Origin of the sequence: Granulicella sp. 5B5, from assembly GCF_014083945.1 — a bacterium.
Classification (GTDB): domain Bacteria; phylum Acidobacteriota; class Terriglobia; order Terriglobales; family Acidobacteriaceae; genus Granulicella.
Genome location: NZ_CP046444.1, coordinates 892569 through 917876 on the forward strand (window position 1 = coordinate 892569; position 25308 = coordinate 917876).

General features: G+C 63.1%; 21 protein-coding genes. 13 read left to right on the forward strand and 8 right to left on the reverse strand.

Translation table 11 applies throughout. The annotated features are described in order from the left end of the window. Positions 1–143: 143 nt before the first annotated feature. The 3 genes from GOB94_RS03900 to dapA are packed head-to-tail and all read left to right on the forward strand — an operon-like array spanning position 144 to position 2142. Positions 144–614: a GNAT family N-acetyltransferase gene (locus GOB94_RS03900; protein WP_182277592.1), complete on the forward strand. Its 471-nt coding sequence runs from the start codon at positions 144–146 to the stop codon at positions 612–614. A 21-nt stretch (positions 615–635) separates the two neighbouring features. Next, positions 636–1235, forward strand: a complete 600-nt coding sequence (locus tag GOB94_RS03905) for a TMEM175 family protein (protein ID WP_182277593.1) — start codon at positions 636–638, stop codon at positions 1233–1235. Between the two features lie 13 nt (positions 1236–1248). Then, positions 1249–2142, forward strand: coding sequence for a 4-hydroxy-tetrahydrodipicolinate synthase (dapA, locus tag GOB94_RS03910; RefSeq protein WP_182277594.1), 894 nt, complete (start codon positions 1249–1251; stop codon positions 2140–2142). Positions 2143–2269: 127 nt separating this feature from the next. Here the strand turns inward: dapA and GOB94_RS03915 are convergent, their stop codons facing one another. Then, complete coding sequence (locus GOB94_RS03915; protein WP_182277595.1) at positions 2270–2743, reverse strand: hypothetical protein; 474 nt, start codon at positions 2741–2743, stop codon at positions 2270–2272. Positions 2744–2862: 119 nt separating this feature from the next. On the opposite strand from GOB94_RS03915, the gene GOB94_RS03920 reads away from it, so the two are divergent. The 7 genes from GOB94_RS03920 (at position 2863) to GOB94_RS03950 (ending at position 9962) form a co-directional block, all read left to right on the forward strand. Then, positions 2863–4179, forward strand: a complete 1317-nt coding sequence (locus tag GOB94_RS03920; RefSeq protein WP_182277596.1) for a mandelate racemase/muconate lactonizing enzyme family protein — start codon at positions 2863–2865, stop codon at positions 4177–4179. 130 nt (positions 4180–4309) lie between these two features. After that, a complete protein-coding gene (locus GOB94_RS03925; protein ID WP_182277597.1) occupies positions 4310–4720 on the forward strand; it encodes a hypothetical protein in 411 nt (136 codons plus the stop codon). 101 nt (positions 4721–4821) lie between these two features. Then, positions 4822–6099 carry an alpha/beta fold hydrolase gene (locus tag GOB94_RS03930; protein ID WP_255484217.1) on the forward strand — a complete coding sequence of 426 codons (1278 nt, stop codon included), beginning with the start codon at positions 4822–4824 and terminating at the stop codon, positions 6097–6099. Between the two features lie 243 nt (positions 6100–6342). Next, positions 6343–7218, forward strand: a complete 876-nt coding sequence (locus tag GOB94_RS03935) for a 2,3,4,5-tetrahydropyridine-2,6-dicarboxylate N-succinyltransferase (protein WP_182277599.1) — start codon at positions 6343–6345, stop codon at positions 7216–7218. A 53-nt stretch (positions 7219–7271) separates the two neighbouring features. Further along, a complete protein-coding gene (locus GOB94_RS03940) occupies positions 7272–7460 on the forward strand; it encodes a hypothetical protein (RefSeq protein ID WP_182277600.1) in 189 nt (62 codons plus the stop codon). Positions 7461–7504: 44 nt separating this feature from the next. Continuing rightward, on the forward strand, positions 7505–8242 hold the full coding sequence (locus tag GOB94_RS03945; protein ID WP_220464990.1) for a TMEM175 family protein: 738 nt from the start codon (positions 7505–7507) through the stop codon (positions 8240–8242). A gap of 58 nt (positions 8243–8300) precedes the next feature. Then, positions 8301–9962, forward strand: coding sequence for a ribonuclease J (locus tag GOB94_RS03950; RefSeq protein ID WP_182277602.1), 1662 nt, complete (start codon positions 8301–8303; stop codon positions 9960–9962). 35 nt (positions 9963–9997) lie between these two features. On the opposite strand, the gene GOB94_RS03955 is transcribed toward GOB94_RS03950, so the two are convergent. The 6 genes from GOB94_RS03955 to GOB94_RS03980 form a co-directional block, all read right to left on the reverse strand. Continuing rightward, positions 9998–10822: a DUF1080 domain-containing protein gene (locus GOB94_RS03955; RefSeq protein WP_220464991.1), complete on the reverse strand. Its 825-nt coding sequence runs from the start codon at positions 10820–10822 to the stop codon at positions 9998–10000. 87 nt (positions 10823–10909) lie between these two features. After that, positions 10910–13165 (reverse strand): oligopeptide transporter, OPT family, encoded by a 2256-nt coding sequence (locus tag GOB94_RS03960; protein ID WP_182277603.1) that lies wholly within the window; start codon positions 13163–13165, stop codon positions 10910–10912. A gap of 68 nt (positions 13166–13233) precedes the next feature. Next, complete coding sequence (locus GOB94_RS03965) at positions 13234–14427, reverse strand: alginate lyase family protein (RefSeq protein WP_182277604.1); 1194 nt, start codon at positions 14425–14427, stop codon at positions 13234–13236. Between the two features lie 57 nt (positions 14428–14484). Next, positions 14485–15399, reverse strand: coding sequence for a tetratricopeptide repeat protein (locus tag GOB94_RS03970; protein ID WP_182277605.1), 915 nt, complete (start codon positions 15397–15399; stop codon positions 14485–14487). Positions 15400–15608: 209 nt separating this feature from the next. Further along, complete coding sequence (locus GOB94_RS03975; RefSeq protein ID WP_182277606.1) at positions 15609–17282, reverse strand: L-lactate permease; 1674 nt, start codon at positions 17280–17282, stop codon at positions 15609–15611. A 47-nt stretch (positions 17283–17329) separates the two neighbouring features. Next, positions 17330–18700: a DUF4147 domain-containing protein gene (locus GOB94_RS03980; RefSeq protein ID WP_182277607.1), complete on the reverse strand. Its 1371-nt coding sequence runs from the start codon at positions 18698–18700 to the stop codon at positions 17330–17332. Positions 18701–18783: 83 nt separating this feature from the next. Between GOB94_RS03980 and hrpB the strand changes: the two genes are divergently transcribed. Both hrpB and GOB94_RS03990 read left to right on the forward strand, forming a co-directional pair. Further along, positions 18784–21135, forward strand: coding sequence for an ATP-dependent helicase HrpB (gene hrpB / locus GOB94_RS03985; protein ID WP_182277608.1), 2352 nt, complete (start codon positions 18784–18786; stop codon positions 21133–21135). Positions 21136–21320: 185 nt separating this feature from the next. Then, positions 21321–22256 carry a VOC family protein gene (locus GOB94_RS03990; protein WP_182277609.1) on the forward strand — a complete coding sequence of 312 codons (936 nt, stop codon included), beginning with the start codon at positions 21321–21323 and terminating at the stop codon, positions 22254–22256. A gap of 112 nt (positions 22257–22368) precedes the next feature. Here GOB94_RS03990 and GOB94_RS03995 read toward each other — a convergent pair whose 3' ends face one another. Beyond that, positions 22369–23433: a LacI family DNA-binding transcriptional regulator gene (locus tag GOB94_RS03995; protein WP_182277610.1), complete on the reverse strand. Its 1065-nt coding sequence runs from the start codon at positions 23431–23433 to the stop codon at positions 22369–22371. 170 nt (positions 23434–23603) lie between these two features. On the opposite strand from GOB94_RS03995, the gene GOB94_RS04000 reads away from it, so the two are divergent. Further along, the gene (locus GOB94_RS04000; RefSeq protein ID WP_182277611.1) at positions 23604–25211 is read left to right on the forward strand and encodes a ribulokinase; all 1608 of its coding nucleotides are present in this window, start codon (positions 23604–23606) and stop codon (positions 25209–25211) included. The last annotated feature ends 97 nt before the right edge of the window (positions 25212–25308 follow it).

Consider the following 25308-nt stretch of genomic DNA (forward strand, 5'->3'; position numbering starts at 1 on the left):
GCCCCACGTCTCGCTTCTGAGACGTGGGTTCGCAGGAAGCTCGCTCACCACGGTGGACATATTTGCATTGAAGGGGCGGGACTTCAGTCCCGCCGTAAATTCCAGCAATGAAGATGGGGGGCTTCAGCCCCGGAGGGAGTGCGATGCCACCCACCATCCGCCGCGCCACCCCCGACGACCTCACTTCCGTCCTCGCGCTCCTAACCCTCTACTACAACGAGTGGCAAATCCAGCAGCGCGACGACGAGCCCACCGTCGCCGCCAAGCTCCAGCACGCGCCACTCGGCTATTTCCTCGCCTTCATCGACAACGAACCCGCAGGCTGCGTCATGCTCCGCGATCTCCCCAACATCCCCAGCGCCGCCGAGCCCTCAGCTGAGTGCAAACGCCTCTACGTCGCGCCCGCCTTTCGCGGCCACCGCCTCGCCAACCTCCTCATGGACGCAGCCGAGTCCACCGCCCGCACTGCCGGCTATCACTGGCTCTACCTCGACAGCGCCGCCGAGTTCACCACCGCCATCGCCCTCTACCGCCGCCGTGGCTATCTAGAAATCCCCCGCTTCAACGACAACCCTCAGGCCACCATCTTCATGCGCCTCGCCCTCACCGCATAGCCGTTGTATCCTTCCCTCCATATGGCAGACGACCGTCTCACTACCGCGCGCATGGAAGCTTTCTCCGACGGCGTCATCGCCGTCATCATCACCATCATGGTGCTCGATCTCCACGTCCCTGCCGAGCACCTCAGCAACCTCGAAGGCCTCCACGCCGTCGCGCCGACGCTCTTCATCTACCTGCTCAGCTTCGTCCAGGTCGGCATCTACTGGGTCAACCACCACTACCTCCTCGACGACGCCGAAACCGTCACCCACGGCATGCTCTGGGCCAACCTCACCTTCCTCTTCTGCCTCTCGCTCTTCCCCTTCGCGGCCCGCTGGGTCGGCGAGCGCGGCATCTCGTCCTTCTCCATCGCTCTCTACGCCGTCGTCTCCGTCCTCCCGGCGCTCGCGTGGAACGTGCTCTCCGCGATCATCTGCCGCCGCAGCGGCGCCACCTCCGCCGACAGCCCCGCCAAGCTCTTCATCTCCTCCGCGCTCTACCTCGGAGCCATCCCCATGGCCTACGTCTCACCCTACGCAGCCCTCGCCATGCTCATCGCCGTCGCCATCCTCTGGCTCATCCCGCCACGCAAGATCGTCGAGATGACGCAAAACACCCACACCCATTCGCTGTAAACTCACATTCGGCATGAACCTCTCCGGCTGCGGCACCGCTCTCGTCACTCCCTTCGCTCAAGACGGCTCCCTCGACGAGCCCGCTCTCCGCGCCCACGTCCAGTGGCAGATCGAGAGTGGCGTCTCGCTCCTCATCCCCTGCGGCACCACCGGCGAAGCCTCCACCCTCACCGAGCAGGAGTGGCTCCGCGTCATCGAGATCACCATCGAAGCCGCCGCCGGCCGCGTCCCCATCTTCGCCGGATGCACGCACAACGCCACCGCGCAGGCCGTCGCCAACGCCAAGAAGCTCGCCAAGCTCACCGGCCTCACCGGCATCCTCACGGCAAATCCTTACTACAACCGCCCCGGGCAGGAAGGCCAGTACCAGCACTTCCGCGCCATCGCCGAAGCCGTCGACCTGCCGATCCTCCTCTACAACATCCCCGGCCGCACCGCTACCAACCTGCTCCCCGAAACCGTCCTCCGCCTCGCCGAGCTCAAAAACATCGTCGGCATCAAGGAGTCCTCCGGCGTCATGGGCCAGATCACCGAACTCCTCGCCCAGGCCCCGGCGGACTTCAAAGTCTTCGCAGGCGACGACGCCCTCGCCCTCCCCGTCATCGCCCTCGGCGGCGTCGGACTCGTCTCCGTCGCCTCCAACGCCATCCCCGGCCCCATGTCGCAGATGATCGCCGCCGCCCTCACCGGAACTCAAGAAGCCTGGGCCACCGCACGCCAGCTCAACGCGCGCTACTTCGCCCTCATGCAGGCCCACTTCATCGAGCCCAGCCCCTCCCCCATCAAGACCTCGCTCGCCCTCCTCGGCCGAGGCTCAGAAAACCTCCGCCTCCCCATGGTCCCCGTCACCGACGCCACCCGCACTAAACTCCGGACGCTCCTCACCAGCCTCGGCCTGCTCCCCTAGCCAACCTGGCTCTTGCCGCCACCCGCGCTCTTGCCCTTCGCCACAGCGTCCGTGGCGAAACTTCGCTCACTTCGCGCCCTTGGCGGGAGCTCTCTTCCGCATCCCTCCAGGCTGTCGAGGCGCCCCACTACCGCTCGTACATAAACGTCCCACACAGGTCCGTAGCGTTCATCATCCCTTCGCCCGTCAGCACCGGCATCGCCGTCCCTGAAAAGAACGCAAGCTGCAGGCTACGCCCGTCCGTATAGCTCACCATCCACTGCGTATCTTCGCTGCCGCAAAGCGTGTTCTTGTGCACAAACTTCTTGGTTCCGGGAATGTTCAGCCGATACAGCCTTCCCCCCTCCACCGGATCGCCATCCATATCGAACGTAGCCTTCACCTCCGCCGGCTTCAGGTCCCGAATCTCCGCGATCACATAGGACGAGAAGTTGATCGCCATCTTATCCCCTCCAAAGTACACATCACCCGTAACGGACTGCGCTGTTTTGCTCGCCGCCCGCCACGCGCCCTTCTCCTGGGCCCCGCTCTGCGCCACAACCCGGTCCGCACCCGCCAGCCCCAACACAGCCATCATCGCCAACAACGTCAAACGCTTCATCTCTCCAGCATCGCACCTGCCGCAACCCGAATCAAACCGGTACCACCCATCGGAATCCTCTTGGCACCCCTCTCGACAGCCATGCTGTCTGACAGCTATCGTCCTCAACGAGGACATCCATGCAAACCACCCGTCGCGACCTCTTCAAGACCGGCCTCGCCACCGCCGCAGCCGCCGCGCTCCCAGCCTCCGCCGCCATCCCCCGCCACACCCACAGGACGCTCTCCGCCACCGAGCTCGAAGCCAACTACACCAAACTCAACGCCGAGCTCGCCCGCCCCGTCTTCAGACGCGAGCTCTTCCCCAACCCCGTCGTACTCGACTCCATCGAGCTCCTCCACTACAAAAACTCCTGGCTCTGCCGCGTCCGCTCCACCAACGGTGCCGAAGGCATCTCCATCTCCAACGCCCAGCAGATGAAGTCCCTCTATCCCATCTTCGTGGACCGCGTTGCACCCTTCTTCCTCGGCCAGGACGTCCGCGACCTCGAACGCCTCCTCGACCTCTCCATGGTCTACCAGTCCAACTACAAAGCCACCGGCCTCGCCGTCTTCGTCCCGCTCGCCACGCTGGAGTTCGCCATCCTCGACCTCTTCGGCAAGATGTCCAACCGCTCCATCGGCCTGCTCATCTCCGACAAGATCCACAACCCCAAAATCGCCGTCTACCAGGCCAACGGCGAGCGCTACATCTCCCCGGAAGAGACCATCGCGCACCTCAAGCGCGACGTCGCCATCTCTCATGCGAAGGCGATCAAGTTCAAACTCGGCGGCCGCATGTCGCACATCGAAACCCCGCCCGACCGCAGCGCGCGCCTCATCCCCATGGTCCGCGAAACCTTCGGCGACCAGATGGTCATCTCCGCCGACGCCAACGGCTCCTACACGCCGGAAGAAGCCATCCCCATCGGCAAACTCATGCAGCAGTACAAGTACGCGTTCTACGAAGAGCCCGTCCCCTTCGACAACTACGACGGCCTCCAGCAGGTCGCCGACGCCCTCGAGATCCCCATCGCCCTCGGCGAGCAGGAGCCCTCCACCTGGAACTTCCGCCACGTCCTCGCCCACAATGCCGTCGGCATCGTCCAGCAGGACATGTTCTACTTCGGCGGCATGTGCCGCTGCATGAAGGTCGCCCGCATGGCCGCCGTCCTCAACAAGCAGTGCATCCCGCACATCAGTTCCACCGGTCTCGGCTACCTCTACATGATGCACTTCGTCTCCGCCATCACCAACTCCGGCCCGTACCACGAGTTCAAGGAGTTCAACAACGATCTCCCCTACAAGTGCGCCACCTCCACGCTCCGCTCCAACGCCGACGGCGTCATCACCGTCCCCACCGGCCCCGGAGTAGGCGTAGAGATCGACCCCGACTACATCAAAAAACACGAAGTCATGAAAGTCATCAAACCCGCCAACTTCAAAGACGCCGAATAGCTTTCAAACATCGCCACCGCCGCCGTGGCGAACCTTAGCTAACTTGGCGTACTTTGCGGGAACGCACTTGCCCTTGCTTTTGCTTTTTTGTTTGTCATTCCCGCAGGAATCTGCTTCTAAGGACCAACCCATGCTCTTCCTCCTTCTCGCCCTGCTTCAAACGCCGCAGCCACCACCCGTCACCATCTGGCCGCACGGCATCTCACCCCTCGGCATCAAACACAAGGACGACTTCGGCAACCACGGCCTCTCCATTACCGTCCACACCACCTCCGGCATCGCCGAAGTCCATGAGACCACCGCCGACGTCATGATCGTCCAGAGCGGCGAAGCCACCCTCATCTACGGCGGCGAAGTCATCGACCCCAAACGCACCTCCCCGCACGAGGTCCGCGGCACCGGCATCAGAAACGGCACCACCGTCCCCATCACCACCGGAGACGTCATCCACTTCGCCGCCGGCGTCCCCCACCAATGGATCGTCGCCCCCGGCCACCAGATCACCTACCTCGTCGTCCATATCGAACAACCCACCCCATGACCCCTTCCCTTAAGCCCGAGCCAAACAACACTCGTCTCCAACAGCCCCGCCGTAGCGAAACTTCGCTCACTTTGCGGACTTCGCGGGAGACGCTTCTGCTTTTGCTTTTCTTGTTTGTCATTCCCGCACGAAATCTGCTTCTCGCCCAATCCACCCCAAAAGCCCAGCTTGAGCACCTCCGCCAGCAAGCCATACACGCCCTCTACATCGACGACCCCCTGCCGCCGCTCCACACCCATGCCTATGGCTCTCTCCTCGCCACCCCCAACATCCGCGTCGAGCACATCACCTTCGCCACGCAGTTCGGTCAGCGAGTCCCCGCCATCGTCTACGTCCCAACGCACACCCACGGCAAGCTCCCCGCCATCGTCGTGGTCAACGGCCACGGCGGCGACAAGAGCTCCTGGTACGCCGTCTACACCGGCCTGCTCTACGCCACCGCCGGCGCCGTCGTCGTCACCTACGACCCCGTCGGTGAGTTCGAGCGCTCCATCACCAAGGGCTCCGAAACCGGCGAGCACGACAAGCCCATCCCCGGCCTCAAACATCCAGAACGCGTCGGTGGCTGGATGATCGAAGACGTCATGCAAGCTGTCCGCTACGCCGCCTCGCGATCCGACGTCGACACCACCCGCATCGCCGTCCTCGGCTACTCCATGGGCTCCTTCCACGCGATCCTCGCCTCGGCACTCGCCGGCCCGCAGCTTCCACGCATCCGCGCTGCCGTCCTCTCCGGTGGCGGCAACCTCGACGGCCACAACGAATACTGGGACTCCAGCCCCAAGCTCAACTGCCAGTCCGGCCCCTACAAAGCCCTCGACTTCCTCGGCGCCGCCTCTGGCACTTCGGATAAAAGAGGCGCCGTCCTCTACGCCCTCCGCGCTCAATCCGGCCCCACCTACATCATGAACGGCGAGCAGGACTCCCTCATCACCAAGTTCAACGAGAAGGAGCCATTCTTCGCCGCCCTCCGTCTGCGCATCGCCGCCATCACCGGCTCGCAGACCAATCTCCCCGAAACCATCTGGTTCCCCGAAGCCGGCCACCGTCCCAGCTGGGTCACCCGCCCCGCCGCCCTCTGGCTCAACCACCAGCTCCACTTCCCCAACTGGACCGACGCCCAGATCGACGCCTTCCCCACCATCCGCGCCGCCGAGTGGGTCGCCAAAACCGGTGTCCGCATCTCGAAGGGCTACCAGGTCGAGCAGAAGGAAGGCGGAGTTCTCGCCCTCGACCTCAACCTTCCCGGCCTCACCCGCGAGCAACTCGAAGCCGTCCCCGAATCGGACTGGCAAAAGAACCACACCCTCTACACCCTCGAAGGCTGGACCCCGAAGGCCCTCGCCGCCGACGCCACCGCCACCGCCCCGAGGCCTTGACACGCCTCGTACAATAGAAACAGAGGCAAGACTGCGCGGCCGAGCTGGGCTCTTCCTCCAGCAGTCCAGTGTCGCCAGCAACTTTATTTGACAACCGAACGCCTCCACCGGCCCGGTAACCACCAAACTGGTTACGAGCCTAACTCCAATTGGCTGCGGATCATACCCGCAAAACCAGGGGAGGGTAGGCATCCCAGTGGACCGGAAAATCCACTGCGGCTCTCCCGTACAATCGGGCTAATCATGACCCACGCTAGCCCCCATGTTCTGGAACCCAAAATCGAGCACTGGTTCGCCCAGGGCGCTGCCGCCATCGGCGAAAACGACGCGATCTACACCTTCGAGCTTCTCCGCGAGGCCCTCGAGCTCGGTCGCCTTCGCTCCGCCGAACCCGACGCGACCGCACCCACCGGCTGGCGCGTCAACCCCTGGGTCAAGCGCGGCATCCTGCTCGGCTTCCGCCTCGGCGCCCTCACCCAGATGGACGGCGAGCACCCACTCGGCCAGGCAGCTCTGTCGTTCGTCGACAAGGCCACCTACCCGGTCCGCCGCTTCATCCCGGACGACGGCATCCGCATCGTCCCCGGCGGCAGCAGCGTCCGCGCCGGCGCACACCTCGCCAAAGGCACCGTCATGATGCCCCCGGCCTACGTCAACGTCGGCGCCTTCGTCGATGAAGGCACCATGATCGACTCACACGCCCTCGTCGGCAGCTGTGCCCAGATCGGCAAGCGCGTCCACCTCTCCGCCGCCGCACAGATCGGCGGAGTCCTCGAGCCGGTCAACGCCTCACCGGTCATCATCGAGGACGACGCCCTCGTCGGCGGCAACACCGGCGTCTACGAGGGCACCATCGTCCGCAGCCGCGCCGTCCTCGCCGCCGGAGTCATCCTCACCCGCGGCACCCCGGTCTACGACCTGCCCAACAACACGGTGCTCAAGGCAACAGCTGACGCGCCTCTGATCATCCCCTCAGGAGCCGTCGTCGTAGCTGGCAGCCGCGCCATCACCCACGGCCCCGGCAAAGACCTCGGCCTCAGCGTCTACACCCCCATCATCGTCAAATACCGCGATGAAAAAACCGAACTCTCCACCACCCTGGAGGACCTCCTGCGCTAGCCGCGGGAACCTCCAGCACAACACCCACGTACTGAAGAAGGAAGGAGTTTCCCATGAAGGTCCTGCTCTTCGTCATCCTGCTCATCTTCTGCTGGCCGCTGGCCCTGCTCGCGATCGTGCTCTACCCCATCGTCTGGCTGCTTCTGCTGCCCTTCCGCATCGTGGGCATCGCCGTCGATGGCGTCCTGGAGCTGCTCCGAGCCATCTTCACCCTGCCCGGCCGTCTGCTCCGCGCCATCTAACGTTTACCTCATACACCCGGCGCGAACCTGATACGCTGTTGCCCATGCAAGCCCTCAACCAGCACATCGCCAAAGACGGCTTCCGCCTGCGCGGGACGTCCATGTCCCGCATCGACGGCTTCTCCGACGTCGTCTTTGGCTTCGCGCTCACCCTTCTCGTCGTCTCGCTGGAAGTCCCCCGCACCTACGACGAGTTCCATGCAGCCCTGCTGGGCTTCTTCCCCTTCGCTGTCTGTTTCTTCTTCCTCATTCTCGTCTGGCTCGCGCACTTCCGCTTCTTCCGCCGCTACGGTCTGCACGACCTCAGCACCATCTGGATCAACTGCGCCCTGCTCTTTTCGGTGCTCTTCTACGTCTATCCACTCAAGTTCCTCTTCTCCGTCACCACCGGCTCTCACATCGGCCCTGGCGCCTTCACCAACCCCTACCAGCCACGCGAAGTGATGACTGTCTACGGCGTGGGCTTTGCCGCTATCTACTTCTGCCTAGCCGCCCTCTATCTCAACGCCTGGCGTCAGCGCCACGTGCTCAAGCTCAACCCGGTAGAGACGGCCATGACCATGAGCGACTTCGTCGACAAACTCGGCGATGCCATCATCGGTCTGTTCTGCGCGCTGATGGCACAACTCCTTCCACCGGATCACGCCGGTGACGCCGGCTGGTTCTTCTTCCTCATCGCCATCTGGAGCACCATCAACGGATTCATCGGTGGCCGCGCCGTCCGCCGCGCCCGCGTCAACCTCACGCCTGAAGATCTCGAACCCCTATCTCATGGAAACTGATTCACCGCTTGGACTTCCCCGTTCGCCGCCGCTGCATAGTGCGGTAGACTGAAAGTCCATGGCAAATGAAAAACTGCAAATAATCCCGCTCGGCGGGCTCGGTGAGTTCGGCATGAACTGCATGGCTCTCCGCTTCGGCGACGACATCCTCGTCATCGACGCCGGCCTCATGTTCCCCGAAGAAGAGCTCCTCGGCGTCGATATCGTCGTCCCGGACATCTCCTATCTCATCGAGAACCGCGACAAGGTCCGCGGCATCGTCCTCACCCACGGCCACGAAGACCACATCGGCGGCCTCCCCTGGATACTCTCTGAGCTCAACGTACCCGTCTACGGCACCGAGTTCACCCTCGCCTACGTCGAAGGCAAGCTCGAAGAGCACCGCCTCCTCGACGATGCCGAGCTCATCGAGATGCTTCCCGGCGACCGCATCACCCTCGGCGCCTTCAGCATCAACCCCATCCGCGTCACGCACTCGCTGGTCGACTGCGTAGCACTCGCCATCCACACCCCCGTCGGCATCGTCCTCCACACCGGCGACTTCAAAATCGATCTCTCTTCACCCGACGGTCATCCCTTCGACCTTCAGGCCTTCGCCGACCTTGGCAAGCAGGGCGTGCTCGTCCTCCTGCAGGACTCCACCAACGTCGATCGCCCCGGCTTCACCCCGGGCGAAAAGGCTGTCATCCCGCGCCTCGACGACATCTTCGGCGCCACGAAGAAGAAGCTCTTCTTCTCCTGCTTCTCCTCCTCGATCCACCGCATGAAGATCGCGATGGACCTCGCTCAGAAGCATGGCCGCAAGGTCGCGCTCATCGGCCGCTCCATCGACAACTCCGCGGAGATCGCGCAGGACCTCGGCTATCTCGACCCCGCCCCCGGCCTCATCATCAACCCCGGCCAGATCCGCGACACTCCAGCGAACAAGCTGTTGATCCTTATCTCCGGCACGCAGGGCGAACCCATGTCCGCCCTCTCCCGCGCCGCCGTCGACAACCACAAGTTTGCCAAGATCGACGCCGGCGACACAGTGCTCCTCAGCTCGCGCGTCATCCCCGGCAACGAAAAGGCCATCTACCGCGTCATCGACCACCTCGAACGCCGCGACGCCCGCGTCATCCACGACGACGGCACCAACGGCCTCATCCACGTCTCCGGCCACGGCTCGCAGGAAGAGCTGCGCATGATGATCAACCTCGTGCGTCCAAAGTTCTTCATCCCCGTCCACGGCGACTACCGCCACCTCAAGCGCCACGTCGAGCTCGCCTCCGCCACCGGAATCCCCGAGAAGGTCATCCTCATGGAGGACGGCGACGTCCTCACCGTCGATCCCAAGTCAGCCGAGAAGACCGGCAAGGTCACCGTCGGCCGCGTCTGCATCGACAACAACTCCACCGCTGACGTCGTCGAAGACACCGTCATCCGCGACCGCAAGCACCTCGGCGAAGACGGCGTCTTCCTCCCCATCATCGCCATCAACCGCCGCACCGGCCAGGTCGAAGGCACACCCGAAATCACCACCCGCGGCTTCGCGGCAGACGATCCCGAACTCCTCCGCAACGCCCGCGACATCGTCGTGCGCACCCTCGAAACCTCCAGCGAAGAAGAGCGCCGCGACTACGGCGTCATGAAGGACAAGATCCGCGGCGACCTCAAGCGCTTCATCCAGAAGAACGCCAACCGTCGCCCGCTCATCATGCCCATCATCCTTGAGCTGTAAGCATCCAGGGCTCTAACTCAAAGGTGTTGGCTGCGTCACTTGAACTTCTTCAGCCACACGTTCCGCACCGACACCTTTGAGGGCTGCCCTTCAAGCTCAATGCCGATCAACCCCGTCGCGTTGTTCGATGACGCCGGATCATCATCGATCAGCACAGTCATCAGCTGCCCATTCAGAATGTGCAGAAACACGCCGCCGCGCGCGATGATCTCGTACTGGTTCCAATCGTTGATCTTCACGTAGCCGCTCAGCGCAGGGCGATCGCCGATATTGGCAACCAGCCTCTTCGTCACACCCGGCTCGGCCTCAACCACCTGCCCCAGATACGCCTCAATCCCCAGCGGCGTGTTCTCGGAGTAGATCTGGCCGTTGTATGAAAAATGCTGCGGGTTCACCGGATACCAGAAGTCCGCCTGCGGCCCGGTCATCATCCAGTTCAGGTTCGGCGTCGGCGTGCCCGCAGGAAACCCACGCAGCCACGGCTTGCCCACGCTGCTGCGGTATTGAATACCGCTGCCGCCACCCTCTTCCACCTTGATCTCCAGCTTCAGATCAAAATTCTTCGCCTCGCTCCCGTGATACGAAATGTAGCTGTTCGGTCGCGGCTTGTCCTTAAACGACTCACCCACAATCGCGCCATTCTCGACCCGCCACACCGTCGGATCACCATCCCAATCTTTCAGCGTCTTGCCGTCGAAGATCTGGGTGAAGCCTGCATGGTCATCGAAGGCCAGCGGATCAGGTTCATGGAACGGAACTACAACTCGCTTCTGTGCCTGCTGCGCCACCAGGCAATACGATCCGCAAGCCACCATCAACACCGCGGCACATCGGCTCAAAGCACTTCCGGAACGTGTCATAGAGAACCTCTACGACACATTCTCTCCCACGCACTCCGCACAGTTTCTCTACAACCTCCGCTATACGGAACATCGCCCTACAAGCCGTTAAGCCTCGTCTCTCTCCACCGTCTCCAAAATCGTCTCCGACGGCATCGGCTTCTTCGCAAAGTAGTACAGCCCATACGCCAGCAACGCAAACGCCACCACGCTCACCCAGTCCTTGTACAGCGGATTCGTCGAGCTGAAATGCGGCGTCGGTTTATGTGTCACACTCTCCAACAGCTTCAACCCGACACCGGTCAAGCCCACAATGCCGCCCGCGGCAATCAGCCCTGAAGCCAGCAGGCTTCCCGACGAGACCTCTTTCTCAGCCTCAGTCTTCGCAACCTGTCCCGACCTCTCCGCCGCACGATCTACCAGCCATCGCACCGCGCCACCGCAGAAGATCGCCAGCGTCGTCCCAATCGAGAGGTACGCACCCACCGCAAACGTCAGCGACCGAACCCCCAGCAACTCGATGCCCACCACCAGCGCCACGCCCAGCAGCACCAGGCTCCACGGCAACCTGCGGCTCAGGATGCCATTGATCACCGTCGCCATCAACCTCCCCTGTGGCGCCGCCACATCCTCGCTGCCAATGCCCTGCACCCACTGAACCTCGATCTTCTGTGTCGCCGGGTCGTAAAGATACTTCCCATCCTCCAGCGTGTTCGCGCCAATCGAGTTCAGCAGCACGTACTTGTGTGCACCATTCACCGTCGCCCCTGTGCCTGTCACCTTCGCGCCCGACACCGTCAGCGTGAACGAGTCCCGCGGAAACACGCCCTCATTCTGCACGCCTGCCGGCAGCGCGGCCAACGACAACGCCTTTGGCTGCGGCATCATCCTGAAGCTCTCATACCCGCGGTTCATCGCCGTCAGCGTGGGCCCAATCGCAAACACGCTCACGATCACCCCCACCATCACCGCCACCTGCTGCTTCCACGGCGTCGCGCCAATCAGAAATCCCGTCTTCAAATCCTGGCTCGTGTCCCCCGCATTCGACGCAGCAATGCACACCATGCCACCAATCGTGATCGCCAGCGCGCCAAACGCAGGAGCCGTCCATCCCTTCACCAGAAAGATCGCCGACGTCGCCATCAGCGTCGCAATCGTCATCCCGCTCACCGGGCTTGCACTCGACCCCACAATGCCCACGATGCGCGCGCTCACAGTCACAAACAGAAATCCGAACACCACCACCAGCAGCGCCGCCGCAATGTTTGCGAACAGTCCCACCTGCGCCCCCGGTACTGGCTTGAACTGCAGAAACAACACCATCATCACCACCAGCAGCAGGCTCCCACCCGCCACCACCACCATCGAAAGGTCATCCTCCGTGCGCTTGGGTTGGTCCGCCACCGCGGCCTTCTTGATCCCCATCTTTGCGAACCCCGCGGTCAGCGCGCTCACAATCGTCGGCATCGTGCGCAGCAGCGTAATCAAGCCACTCGCCGCCACCGCACCCGCACCCATCGGCCGCACGTACGTCCGCCACAGATCACTGGGGTCCATCTGCGAGATAGGCACCGTCCCCGGATACAGCAGCGCATTGAAATGCTTCCCAAAAAACACAATCGCCGGCATCAGCACCAGCCAACTGAACACACCGCCCGCCAGCATGATCGCCGCCACGCGCGGCCCAATGATGTACCCGACACCGAGATACTCCGGCGTCACATCCGCGCGGATCGCCGCGCCCTTCAGAATCTGCTGTCCATTCGGATCGAAGTCCGGCGACCAGTTCGGAGTTCCCGGAAACAACGCCAGCAGGTTCTCATTCTGAAACAGCGCATACACCGCGCCCAGCCCCAACCCCAGGAACACGCGGCTCGCGAACGACCCGCCCTGCTCCCCGGCCTTCAGCACATCCGCGCACGCCGTTCCCTCCGGATACACCAGCGTCCCATGCTCTTCCACAATCAACTGTCGTCGCAGCGGAATCATGAACAACACGCCCAGCCATCCGCCAAACAACGCCAACGCAAAAATCCGCGAAGTCTCCAGATCGAACCCCAGGAAGATCAGCGCCGGCAGCGTAAAGATCACACCCGAAGCAATCGACTGCCCCGCATTGCCTGTCGTCTGAACAATGTTGTTCTCCAGGATCGACGCACGCCCAAACACCCGCAGAATCGAGATCGACAGCACCGAGATCGGGATCGACGCCGCCACCGTCAACCCCGCCTTCAGCCCCACATACACCGTCACCGCGCCAAAGATCACGCCAAACACAGCGCCAATTGCCAGCGCCCGAAACGTCAACTCCTTTGGGCTCTCATCCGCGGAAACAAACGGGCTAAACGTCGTACGATCGGCCATCAGGCAGTGTTCTCCCTTGCAACCAAGTTGCACGTATATCTGGATGGGAGTGTATCAGCGCAAGCTGCTCAATTGCCCGTAGCAGGAGCAGCCTTCGCGTCCGTCAACGGCTCGAACACCATCATGTGGATGTCCACCGGCACCGGCTGTTGCTCAACATGCTCCAGCCACAGTTTGGTCTCAGGCAAATCCACGCCGAGCCGATCGTGATACTCCGCATAGCCCACCGCGAACGTGTATCCATTGCCCGGCTTCACCTTGCCGCCGCAAACTAGCGCCGGCACAGGGTCCTGCCTCAGGTACAGACGCGCATGAAACTCCAGCGCCGGCACCAGCCGCTTCTCTTCCGCCTCAAACAATTTGTCGCCCTGTATTCGGGCCGTCTCCGCCGCATACGTCGTAGCGGCAATGCCATATCCCGTATGCCCAAGATCGCGGCACGTCTCCTGCGCCATGCCATCGACACTCGCATTCAAGTCCGTAGTCCCGTACCAATTCACGTCATTGTCTTTGCGCGGCGGAGCGCGGCGCGGAACCGGCCGCGGATGCGGCCCATCCAGCTCGAAGTTATAAAAATACGCCGGCACACGCTCCCGCCAAAGCCCCTCTGCATGCTGCAGCAACGGCCGATCGTTGGTGAATACCGCGATCCCCATCATCGCGTCAATCATGCTCAGTTCCCAGTTTCCGTTGCCGCCTGATCCGTTATAGATCTCCGGCAGGTTCACCTTCGTCAGCATCTTCGTGAACGCCGCAATATCCTTCGGCTTCCAGCCCGAGTGGCTATACCGTAGCAGTTCACCCGCCCGCGGCCACACCTCGTCACTCCACGCAGCCTGCAGTGGTTGATTGCTGTTCGCATACGCCTTCACTGTCTTCGCATACGCATTCACAATGCGGATTGCGTTCTCCGCATACCGGTGATCGCCGGTCAGGTTCCACAACAGCGCCTGCAGATACGCGGCACTCGCATCGCTGTCCTCGGCGTGGCACCCATTGTCCGGGTGCGAGTACGGCCCGCAGTCGATCACCCCATCCGCAGGCGGGCCCTTCCTCTTGTAATCGAGAGCACCATACTCGCTCGCAACCGCCTTCTGATACTCGCTATAGAACGGTTCCTGCTTCGCCTTGATCTGCGCCCGTACATACGCCAGCTGCGTTCCACTCACCAGCACACCCGGATGCTGCATGGCCTGCCCCCACGCAGCTCTCACAAACACAGCCATCCAGATCAGCAAAACAACGCGACGCAGCACAGGCATAAGCCCTCCGCGAAGCATCTTATATGGATAGAAAAACGCTTGTCTTCAGCGTGGACGCTAACCGGCCATCTTCATCATCGTGCGCCCATGCCGGCTTACGATCGCCAGCCGTTCGCTCGCCAGTATCCGCTTCGCCTGCCCGCGGGCATGGTTCGACCACGGCCCAGTCGGATCAAGCTGCGCATAAGCCGTCCAGTGCCGCAGCGCCTTGCGCGATTCCTTCGTGCGCTCATAGGCCAACGCCAGGTTGTAATGCGCATCCGCATACTGTGGCACCAGCTTCAGTGCCCGCTCATAGGCGTCAATCGCCTCCGGCAGCCGCTGCTGCTCATCCAGCACATTGCCCAGATCGAAGAACGCCAGTGCATACTCCGGATCGGCTTCCGTGGCCCGCCGGTACATCCCTTCGGCCCCTGCATAGTCACGCTCGTTATACCGGATCGTCCCCAGGTTGATCGCCGCGGCCGCATGGCCCGGGTTCATCTCCAGGATCGTCTCATAGATCTCTTTGGCCTCATTCAGCCGGCCCGGAATCTCCTCCAGCCGCACCGCCCGCAGAAACATCTCCTGCGTCTCGCCGTTCTGGCCAACTGGGTCCTGCCCGCGTTTGTGCACAACAGCCATGCCACCCGCCTTCGGCCCAAGGTCAAAATCAAACGCCATCTGCCGCGTCACCGGGTCCACCAGCGCCCCATGCTGGCGCCATGCCACGCGCGACCCACAGCCCACCGCAACCGACTCCAGCAGCGGGTTCGCCATTCCCGACACCTTCTGCATCGCGTCCACAGAACGCACAATGCTCTTCACCGAAATCCGTGACGCCCCAAGGTCCCGCAGCTTTCTCAGCTTCACCAGCTCATCAAAGGAGTACTCCTCCGACGTCTTGACCAGACCTGCCTTCTCCCACTTCGCGAGCTGGCGGACCGGCAGTCGAAGGATGCGCACTACATCTTCTCGGCAGTAACGGCTCATGATGCTCATCTCTCGGGCGGTTCCACAGGCATCTATCCGCTGCTTCACCGGGCGATTCAGAGCGTAACTACCTGCGCAGCAACGCTCTAGCTGCGAGTATGCGTGGCAAACCCACACCATTCAAGGCCTTATCCTGTGAATATTCAGTTTTCAGTGGATATCCCGAACCAAATTCGGTTCACACCTCTCGACTTTAGCGTCCTGACACGCTACGGCGCCGCCAGTCTCACAATCGCCGGCACATGCAGCGCCACCAGTACCGTCACCCCCATCAGCGACGCCAGCGCCAGGCTGTGCAGCACCACCCGCCTCAGGATCACTCCCTCGCTTCCATAGATCCCCGCCGCCGTGCTCGCCACCACCACACTCTGCGGGGCAATCATCTTCCCCATCACTCCACCACCCGAGTTCGCCGCCGCCATCACCACCGCCGGGATCCCCAGCTGCAGCGCCGTCAGCTTCTGCAGGCTCCCAAACAGCACATTCGACGACGTATCCGACCCCGTCGCCGCCGTTCCGATCCAGCCAATCAGCGTTCCAAAGAACGCATACAGAGCCCCCGTCTTCACAAACGCCAGCCCCAGCACCCCATCCAGCCCGCAGAACCGCATCAGGAACCCAAAGCCCATCAAAGCCCCAATCGTAATGATGGTGTGGCGAGTCTTCCACAGTGTCAGCCGCAACACTCCCAATGTCTCGCGCACTTTCAGCCCCATCACAAACGCCGCAACCCACGCTGCGATAAAGATCCCTGTCCCTGTCGCCGCCAGCCAGTCGAACGTAAACACCGCCGCCTCGGCATGCAGCGCGGGTACCACCGGAGGCATCCGCAGCACCACCTTATCCAGGCCACGAATCGGAAACATCATCGTGCTGAACGACCCCAGCCAGTGCCCCACCAACGGCGTGCCCCACAGCGCCACAAACAGCGTCAGGATCGCCCACGGCATCATCGCCCGCATCACCAGCGAACGCGAAGGCCGGCACAGCTCACTCCCGCTCTCCGCGACATCCTCCAGTTGCGTCCCTATAATCCGCCGCGGCCGCCAAACCCTGAAGAACATCACCTGCGCTGCAATCGTCACCACCGACGCCACAATGTTCACCAGCCACGGTCCATGGAACGACGCCACCAGCAGCTGCACGCCGCCAAACAACACGCCCGACAGCAGAATCGCTGGCCAAACCTCCAGCATCCGCTTCCACCCTGCAAACACCGCAATCAACCAGAACGGCACCAGCACGCAGAATGGCGTCAGCAGCACCCCAATCATCCGCGACAGCAGATGGATATCCAACCCCGTCACACCATGCAGCGCCACCACCGGCGTACCCAGCCCGCCAAACGCCACCGGGGCCGTATTTGCCAGCAGCGCCAGTGCCGCGGCCTCCAGCGGAGCAAACCCAATCCCAATCAGCAGCGTCCCACACACGGCAACAGGAGTCCCAAACCCTGCCGCCCCCTCAAAGAACGCCCCCAGCGCAAACGCGATCAGCAGCAGCTGCAGCCGGGCATCCTGCGTCACCCCTTGGAAGCACTGCTGCAGCAGCTCAAACCGCTTCGCATGCACCGTCAGCTCATACATAAAGATCACGGGAAACACGATCCAGGCAATCGGAAACAGCCCATACGCAATCCCATACCCCGTCGCCAGCCCCGCCAGCTTCACCGGCATATGGAACAGCCCCACCGCCACCACAAACAGCGCCGCCAGCGCAATCAACGATGCGCGGTGCGCCTTCATCCGTATCCCCAGCATCAACGCGAGCAGCAGCACCAAAGGCACCGCCGCAATCAGCGTCGTCAACCACCAATGCCCCATCGGGTCATAGCTCTGCGCCCACGTCCCAGCGCCCCCCACCGGCAAATCCGCAAAGCTCATCGCTAATCCCAGCAGCGCCAAAGTCAACCATCCTTAGGAAAATCCGATTATGCCGTCACCACATGCCTTTGTATAGCGTCATCGACGGTTGTCCCGCCCTTCGGTACACGTCCCACCAGCAGGACACGCAGATCGCGAAGATTATTCCCCGTCGGCCCCGTCACAATCGCATCCCCCAGAGCCGCCAGCAACTCATAGCTATCGAACCGCGCCAACGCATCCTCCACCGACAATCCCAGCTCCCGCGCCCGCTTCACAGTCGTCTCATCCGCCACCCCGCCCGCCACCTGACTATTGCCATCAATCCCATCCGACCCCGCACTCAGCACCGTCACCACAAGCCCCCGCTCCGCGGCCAGCCGCGCGCACTCCAACACAAACTGCTGGTTCCTCCCACCAACTCCAACTTTCCCACTCAAAGGAACACTAACCTCCCCAGCCGACAACACACATACCCGCTCGTTCTCCCGCGCCAGCACCTCTGCACGGTCCAGCAGATACGCCGCAGCCTCCCGATATCCCCACTCATCGCAACCGTTATCCACCACCACCGCAAACCCACGCCGCTCTGCGCTCTTCCGGGCCGCCGCACACAGCTCATCGCTCGAAAGCAGCACCATCGCATCCGTCTTCGCAAACGCCACATCTCCCGCCTTCGGAGTCTCCACCAACTCCGCCGCCTCAAAGTACCGCCGCAGCTTCTCTGACAGCCTCAGCGACTCCGCATGCTCCCTCACAATCCTCCAGCAGTCCTCCACCGTCGTCGGATCAGCCACCGTCGACCCCGACCCCACCACACTCGCATCTCCCGGCGGCACATCGGACACGATTAGCGTACACATCGTCACTCCACGCGCCGCTACTGCAAGCCGCCCACCCTTCACCGCGGAAAAATGCTTCCGCAGCGTATTCATATCCCCAATCGCCAGCCCCGAGTGCACCAGCTCCCGATGCAGCTCCGCCGCATCCTCCATCGTCATCGCCGCACTCAGCGGCCGCTCCACCAAACTCGATGCCCCACCACTCAGCAGCACCAGCACCAAACATCTCTCATCACAACTCGTCATCAAGTCCAGCACCGCATCCGCAGCAGCACCTGACCGCTCATCCGGCACCGGATGGCTTCCCACCAGATACCGCAGCCGCGCATCCGCAACTCGCGGCAAACTCACCCCAACCACCACCCCTTCTACACGCACCACATTCCCCAAAGCAGACATCGCCCCTTCCACCATCGGCAACGCGGCCTTCCCTATCGCCACCACCACCACGCGCTCAAACTCTGCCAGCCGATACCGCAATCCCCGCACACTCAACCAACCGCCCTCGCAGCGCACCTCCCGCCGCATCACCGCGCCAATCTCCACCTCATGCAGCGCATCCGCAAAGATCCCTCGCGCCTCATCCCGCAGCCCCATCGCACCACTCCTTCAAGCCCGCCCAGACTACCAGCACCCCGCCGCGTTGACGCTCCGCAAACCCGCATGTTCCCCTCAACACAGTGACCTCTCGCCCCATACTCCCCGTCGACGCCATCCTCCCCGCCATCGTCGACTCCCTCCGCCACACCCCCAACCTCGTCATCGAAGCCGCTCCCGGCGCCGGCAAAACCACCCGCGTCCCACCCGCACTCCTCTCGCTCGTCACCGGCGAGATCATCGTCCTCGAGCCCCGCCGCATCGCCGCCCGTCTTGCCGCGCGCCGTGTCGCAGCCGAGCTCGGCGAAGAGGTCGGCAACACTGTCGGCTATCAAGTCCGCTTCGAAGAAAAACTCTCCGCGCGCACCCGTATACGCTTCGTCACCGAAGGCATCCTCGCCCGCCGCCTCCTCACCGACCCCACACTCAGCAACGTCGACGCCGTCATCCTCGACGAGTTCCACGAACGCCACATCGACAGCGACCTCGCCCTAGCTCTCCTCAAGCGCCTCCAGCAAACACGCCCCACGCTCCGCATCATCGTCATGTCGGCCACACTCGACGCCGCCCCCATCGCGCACTACCTGGGCAACTGCCCCGTCCTCCGCTCCGAAGGCCGCCAGTACCCGCTCACCATCCGCCATCTCCCCTACTCGCCCGCACCCCTGCACACGCAGGTCGCCAACGCCGTCGAGCTCCTCAACGCCGAAGGCCACACCGGCAACATCCTCACCTTCCTCCCCGGAGCAGCCGAGATCCGCCGCGCCATCCGCGAGTGCGAACCCCTCGCCCGTCGCACCGGCCTGCTCGTCCTGCCTCTCCACGGCGACCTCACCCCCGCCGAACAGGACCGCGCCATCCTCCCCACCCCTGAGCGCAAACTCATCCTCGCCACCAACGTCGCCGAAAGCTCCGTCACCGTCGAAGGCGTCACCGCCGTCATCGACAGCGGCCTCGCCCGCACCGCCACCTACTCTCCCTGGACGGGCCTGCCCACCCTGCACATCGCACGCATCAGCAAAGCCTCGGCCACCCAGCGTGCAGGCCGCGCCGGACGCACCGCACCCGGTCAGGTCCTCCGCCTCTATCTGCAGGAAGACTTCCGCCTCCGCCCCGACCACGACACCCCCGAGATCGCCCGCGCCGACCTCTCCCAACTCCTCCTCACCCTGCGCGCCATGAACATCGCGCACCTCGCCGACCTCCACTGGCTCGACACGCCACCGCCCGAAGCCATCACCCTCACCGAATCCCTTCTCGACCGCCTCGGCGCAGTTGGCTCCATGGCCCAGCGCCTCGCTCGTCTCCCACTCCCGCCTCGCCTCGCCCGCATCGTCCTCGAGTCCATCGACCGCGGCGTCGGCGAAGACGGCTGCCGCGCAGCCGCTCTCCTCGGTCTCAATACCCGCACACACAAGAACGACATCCTCGCCGCCCTCGATCTCCCACCCGACGACCGCCAGCGACAGCACACCGACCAACTCCTCCGCATCGCCCGCCCACCCAAACAACAAACCCACAACGACGACGCCCTGCTCCTCTCACTCCTCTCCGGCTTCCCTGATCGCGTCGCCCGTCGCCGTGCAGGCAATCAGGTCCAGCTCTCCACCGGCATCACCGCCGAGCTAGCCGGCACCCCGCCACCCTACGAATTCCTCCTCGCCCTCGACGCCGAAGACCGCAAAGAAAACCCGCTCCCCCTTATCCGCATGGCCGCCCGCATCGAGCCCGAATGGCTCCTCGAACTCTTCCCCGACAGCATCACCGAAACCAGCGAACCCATCTGGAACCGTACAGCCGAGCGCGTCGAACGCAGCAGCGCCCTCCTCTACGACAAGCTCATCCTCGAAGAATCCCGCGGCCCCGCATCACCCGAAGACGCCGCCACGCTCCTCGCGCACAAAGCCATCGAAGCCGGTATCGAACGTTTCGTCGACCAGGAAACCCTCGACGCCTTCCTCGCGCGCCTCGCCTTCGCTGGTCTGCCAACACCCGGCCTCAAACAGACTCTCCGCGAGCTCTGCCTCGGCCTCAACAGCTTCGCCGACCTCAAGGACGCAGCCTGCAACTTTCTCCCTCTTCTCGAATCCTCACTCGACACCAGACGCCTCAACGACCTCGCCCCACTCAGCCTCCGCCTCGCCAGCGGCCGCCAAGCCAAAATCCACTACGAAGCCCACCGCCCTCCCTGGATCTCCTCCCGCCTGCAGGACTTCTTCGGAATGAAGGAGACCCCACGCATCGGCCCCCACAAAGAACCCGTCGTCGTCCATCTCCTAGCCCCCAACCAGCGCGCCGTCCAAACCACCACCGACCTCGCCGGTTTCTGGGAGCGCCTCTACCCACAGGTACGCCGCGAGCTCATGCGCCGCTACCCCCGCCACGCCTGGCCGGAAAACCCCTATATCATCCCGCAAACACCCACCCGAAAATAGCACTCTAAACTTGTCAACAACAGGCGAACGGCTTCTAGGTACCCCGGCCCTTTAGGGTCGGGTCTCATAGATCGCCAGAAAGAAGGGGCTTTAGCCCCCGAGGTTGCTTCTCTGCCCGCACAAGACATTCATAGCAACCGCGAACTATACTCACCCGCGTCGGAACTCGCTCCTCCAGAGGCCCCATGAAAAAACTAGCCCTAGCCGTTCTCGCCGTCACCAGCCTCCCCGCGCAGCAGCCCGCCCCCCGCCCGCGCATCACCGGCATCTCGCACGTCGGCTACTTCGTCTCGGACCTACCCAAAGCACTCAACTTCTGGCACGGCCTCCTCGGCTACGACGAGTCCTACACGCTCGACAAACCCGGCACCAACGAAGTCCGCATCGCCTTCATCAAGATCAACGACCACCAGCACATCGAGCTCTTCAACGAACCGCCCACCGACCCGCCCAGCATGATGAGCCACCTCTGCTTCTCGGTCGACAACATCGCGCAGACGCGCGCCTACCTCCGCTCCAAAGGCTACAACGTCAAACCCGGCCACGGCACCACCCACACCGGCGACTACGCCTTCGAGATCAAAGACCCCAACGGCATGTTGATCGAGTTCGTCCAGAGCCTCCCCACCGGCAAAGAAATGCAATCCGCCGGGAAGCTCCTCCCAGCCACACGCATCTCGCCGCGCATCTACCACGCCGGCTACAGCGTCGGAAACGCCGAGAAGACCGTCGCCTTCTACAAGATGCTCGGCTTCACCGAAACCTGGCGCAACGGCCCCAGCGCCAAGGAGATCAGCTGGATCAACATGAGGGCCCCCGACGGAGACGACTACGTCGAGCTCATGCTCTTCCACCCGCCGCTCAATCCCAGCAGCCTCGGCGGCAAGAACCACATCTCCCTCGCCGTCCCTGACATACAAAAAGCCGTCGCCGAACTAAAATCCCGCCCCGCCTTCAAGGACTACGGCAAGCCCCTCGAGATCCACACCGGCGTCAACGGCAAGCGACAGGTCAACCTCTTCGACCCCGACGGCACCCGCGTCGAACTCATGGAACCGTTCACCGTCACCGGCAAACCCGTCCCATCCTCCACAGCGCCAACGCCACCACCCGCCTACTAGCAGCACATTCACACCGCCACAACACATCCACCACAGATGTGTTGTGGCGACCGAAGTAGGACAGCTCCATCGTCCTGCGCAGCGGAGAGACCCGTTTCCCTACCGCCATCCCTCAACGCCTCGCCTTCTTCCCTTCCTTCGGTGCACCCGTCGTCTGCCGCACAATCAGCCGCGTCGGAATCATCTCCGCCGCGGCCTCAGCAACCCCAGACTTCAGATGGACCAGCAGCGCCCCCACAGACCGCTCCGCCAGATCTTTGCAAGCCATCCGCACCGTCGTCAGCGGAGGGATCGTGTACTCCGCCAAGTGGATATCATCGAACCCAATCAGCGACAGGTCCTCCGGCACCTTCAGCCCTGCTTCAAACAGTGCATGCTGCACCCCAATCGCCGTCATATCGTTGGAGCACATCACCGCCGTCGGCCGTTCCTTCATCGCCAGCAGCCTCTCCATCGCATCGCGCCCGCTCTCCAGCGTATGTTCGCCCTCCACCACCCACACGCTTTCAACATTCACTCCGGCAGATTGCATACACTCCACAAACGCTGCCTTGCGCGCCTGCGCCGACCGCAACCGCAGTGGCCCGGTAATGAACCCGATCTTGGTATGCCCTAACCCCACTAGGTGCCGCACGCCTTCGTCGATGCCCACCCGATAGTCCACCGCCAGGGCGCTGCTCATCGGCCGCTCCGGCGCGGCATCCACAAACACCACGGGCACCTTGTCCGCCGCAAACCGCTCGAACAGAAAATCCTCAATGCCGAACGTCATCACCGCGACGCCGTCCACCTTGCGCTCCAGCATCCGCCGCGCGCACTCCTCCATCTTCTTGCGCTCATAGTTCGTCGAAGCGATCAGGATCTCGTACCCGTGCCGCACCGCCACGTTCTCAAACTCCTGGATCAGCTCCGGAAAAAACGGGTTCGTAATCTCTGAAACAATCAGCCCCAGCAACCGGCTCTTGCCCGACACCAGCGCGCGCGCTTGCGTATTCGGCAGGTAGTTCAGCTCCTTCACCGCCGCCCACACGCGCTCCGCCAGCTCCGCATCCACCGTCGGCACACGGTTCATCGCCCGCGACACCGTCGCAATCGAAACTCCCGCACGTTCAGCCACACTGCGAATATCGATCTTCGCAGGTGTCGCACTCTTCGCAGACTTTCGGGAACGCTTCATCCAGGGGGTTGTCCATACAAAGCACGCCAGCAAAATTTCATTCAGGCATCGCTTTCGAATGAGAGTAGCACGGGGTTGACGCGTATCCACGCCGCCAGCTACTGTCTTTATTGCCGGTAAACGTTTTCAACAAACGAGATATCATCGCCCGGAGCCTTGGAGACCGCTGCATGGCTGTCGTTGCTGGAGTCGATTTCGGAACCCTCAGCGTGCGTGTCACGCTCTTTGACAGCGAGCGCGGACGCCTCGGCACTGCTTCCGCTGGCTATCCTCTGCACCGCCGTCGCGAAGACCCTGACTTCGCCACGCAGTCCCACGACGATCAGATGCAGGCCCTCGCCAAAGCCACACGCGACGTCCTCCAGCAAACCGGCATCTCTGGCGCCGACGTCGTCGCCCTCGCGCTCGACACCACCGGCTCCTCCGTCATCCCCGTCGACGCCCACCTCCAGCCGCTCGACGACTACATGCTTTGGTGCGACCACCGCGCCCACGCCGAAGCCCGCGAGATCACAGCCCTCGCCCACGCCGAGCACCTCGAAGCCATCGACTGGTGCGGCGGCGTCTACTCCCACGAGTGGGGCTTCGCCAAGCTCCTCTACTGGCTCCGCCACAACCCATCTCTCCGCGAAAAATTCGCAACCGCTTTAGAACACTGCGATATGGTCGCCGCCACCCTCATCGGCATCACCAACCCCGCCGAAGTCCCACGCAGCATCTGCGCCATGGGACACAAGTGGATGTGGAACCCCCGCTGGGACGGCCTTCCGCCGCAGTCCTTCCTCTCCAAGCTCGATCCTCTCTTCGACGGCATCCGCGAAAAACTCAACAGCCGCTACAGCACCTCCGACGCCATCGCCGGCCATCTATCCGAGCACTGGGCAAACCAACTCGGCATCCAACCCGGCATCCCCATACCCGTCGGCGCCTTCGACGCCCACTGGGACGCCATCGGCGCCGGCTGCCGCGAAGGCGACGTCGTCAATGTCGTCGGCACCTCCACCTGCATCATCGCCATGGCCGCAAAAACCGAGCTCGTCCCCGGCGTCTGCGGCGTCGTTCCCGGCAGCGTGCATCCCCAATTCACCGGTATCGAAGCCGGACTCTCCGCCACCGGAGACATCTTCGAAGCCATCGCCCGTCGCGCCGCCACCGACGTCAAATCCCTCTCGCAGGGCCTCGAAGCCTACGCCCCCGGCCAGACCGGCCTGCTCCGCCTCTCCTGGGACAACGGCGACCGCACCGTCCTCGTCAACTCCGAGCTCGGCGGAATCACCCTCGGCTGGAACCTCATCCACACCGCGCAGGACGAGCTCTTCGCCGCCATCGAAGGCACCGCCTTCCACACCCGCATCATCCTCGACCGCATGGCCTCGCACGGCGTCCCCGTCATCCGCATCATCAACGCCGGCGGCATCCCGCAGCACAACGCCGTCCTCAACCAGGTCTACGCCGACGTCCTCAACAAACCCGTCCTCGTCCCAGATGGCGTCCCCACCAGCCTCGGCTCCGCCATCTTTGCGATGGTTGCCGCCGGCGTCTTCCCCACCATCGAAGCCGCGCAGCAAAAACTCTGCCTCCCCTTCAAGACCTTCACCCCCCGCCCTGCCGCCGTGGCCATCTACAACCAGCTCTTCCCGCTCTACCGCGATATCTACTTCTCCCTCGGCCAACCCAACAGCCCCGCAACATCCCTCGGCAACATCCTTCCCGAACTCCGCCGCATCGCCGAACACTCAAGGACTGCACCCTCCCGTGGCGAACCTTTGCTAACGTAGCGCCCTTCGCGGGAACGCTTTTGCTGTTGCCTTTCTCGCTTGTCATTTCCCCAAGGAATCGGAATCTGCTTTTGCTCTTCTTGTTTGTCATTCCCGC

What these genes read in the sequence shown, in the direction of transcription:
- GOB94_RS03955 (WP_220464991.1), bottom strand. Translation starts at nt 10,822, where the DNA reads ATGACACGTTCCGGAAGTGCTTTGAGCCGATGTGCCGCGGTGTTGATG.
- GOB94_RS03980 (WP_182277607.1), bottom strand. Translation starts at nt 18,700, where the DNA reads ATGGGGCTGCGGGATGAGGCGCGAGGGATCTTTGCGGATGCGCTGCAT.
- GOB94_RS03915 (WP_182277595.1), bottom strand. Translation starts at nt 2,743, where the DNA reads ATGAAGCGTTTGACGTTGTTGGCGATGATGGCTGTGTTGGGGCTGGCG.
- GOB94_RS03950 (WP_182277602.1), top strand. Translation starts at nt 8,301, where the DNA reads ATGGCAAATGAAAAACTGCAAATAATCCCGCTCGGCGGGCTCGGTGAG.
- GOB94_RS03905 (WP_182277593.1), top strand. Translation starts at nt 636, where the DNA reads ATGGCAGACGACCGTCTCACTACCGCGCGCATGGAAGCTTTCTCCGAC.
- GOB94_RS03945 (WP_220464990.1), top strand. Translation starts at nt 7,505, where the DNA reads ATGCAAGCCCTCAACCAGCACATCGCCAAAGACGGCTTCCGCCTGCGC.
- GOB94_RS03995 (WP_182277610.1), bottom strand. Translation starts at nt 23,433, where the DNA reads ATGAAGCGTTCCCGAAAGTCTGCGAAGAGTGCGACACCTGCGAAGATC.
- GOB94_RS03900 (WP_182277592.1), top strand. Translation starts at nt 144, where the DNA reads ATGCCACCCACCATCCGCCGCGCCACCCCCGACGACCTCACTTCCGTC.
- GOB94_RS03960 (WP_182277603.1), bottom strand. Translation starts at nt 13,165, where the DNA reads ATGGCCGATCGTACGACGTTTAGCCCGTTTGTTTCCGCGGATGAGAGC.
- GOB94_RS03935 (WP_182277599.1), top strand. Translation starts at nt 6,343, where the DNA reads ATGACCCACGCTAGCCCCCATGTTCTGGAACCCAAAATCGAGCACTGG.
- GOB94_RS04000 (WP_182277611.1), top strand. Translation starts at nt 23,604, where the DNA reads ATGGCTGTCGTTGCTGGAGTCGATTTCGGAACCCTCAGCGTGCGTGTC.
- GOB94_RS03990 (WP_182277609.1), top strand. Translation starts at nt 21,321, where the DNA reads ATGAAAAAACTAGCCCTAGCCGTTCTCGCCGTCACCAGCCTCCCCGCG.
- GOB94_RS03970 (WP_182277605.1), bottom strand. Translation starts at nt 15,399, where the DNA reads ATGAGCCGTTACTGCCGAGAAGATGTAGTGCGCATCCTTCGACTGCCG.
- dapA (WP_182277594.1), top strand. Translation starts at nt 1,249, where the DNA reads ATGAACCTCTCCGGCTGCGGCACCGCTCTCGTCACTCCCTTCGCTCAA.
- GOB94_RS03965 (WP_182277604.1), bottom strand. Translation starts at nt 14,427, where the DNA reads ATGCCTGTGCTGCGTCGCGTTGTTTTGCTGATCTGGATGGCTGTGTTT.
- GOB94_RS03920 (WP_182277596.1), top strand. Translation starts at nt 2,863, where the DNA reads ATGCAAACCACCCGTCGCGACCTCTTCAAGACCGGCCTCGCCACCGCC.
- GOB94_RS03975 (WP_182277606.1), bottom strand. Translation starts at nt 17,282, where the DNA reads ATGAGCTTTGCGGATTTGCCGGTGGGGGGCGCTGGGACGTGGGCGCAG.
- GOB94_RS03940 (WP_182277600.1), top strand. Translation starts at nt 7,272, where the DNA reads ATGAAGGTCCTGCTCTTCGTCATCCTGCTCATCTTCTGCTGGCCGCTG.
- GOB94_RS03925 (WP_182277597.1), top strand. Translation starts at nt 4,310, where the DNA reads ATGCTCTTCCTCCTTCTCGCCCTGCTTCAAACGCCGCAGCCACCACCC.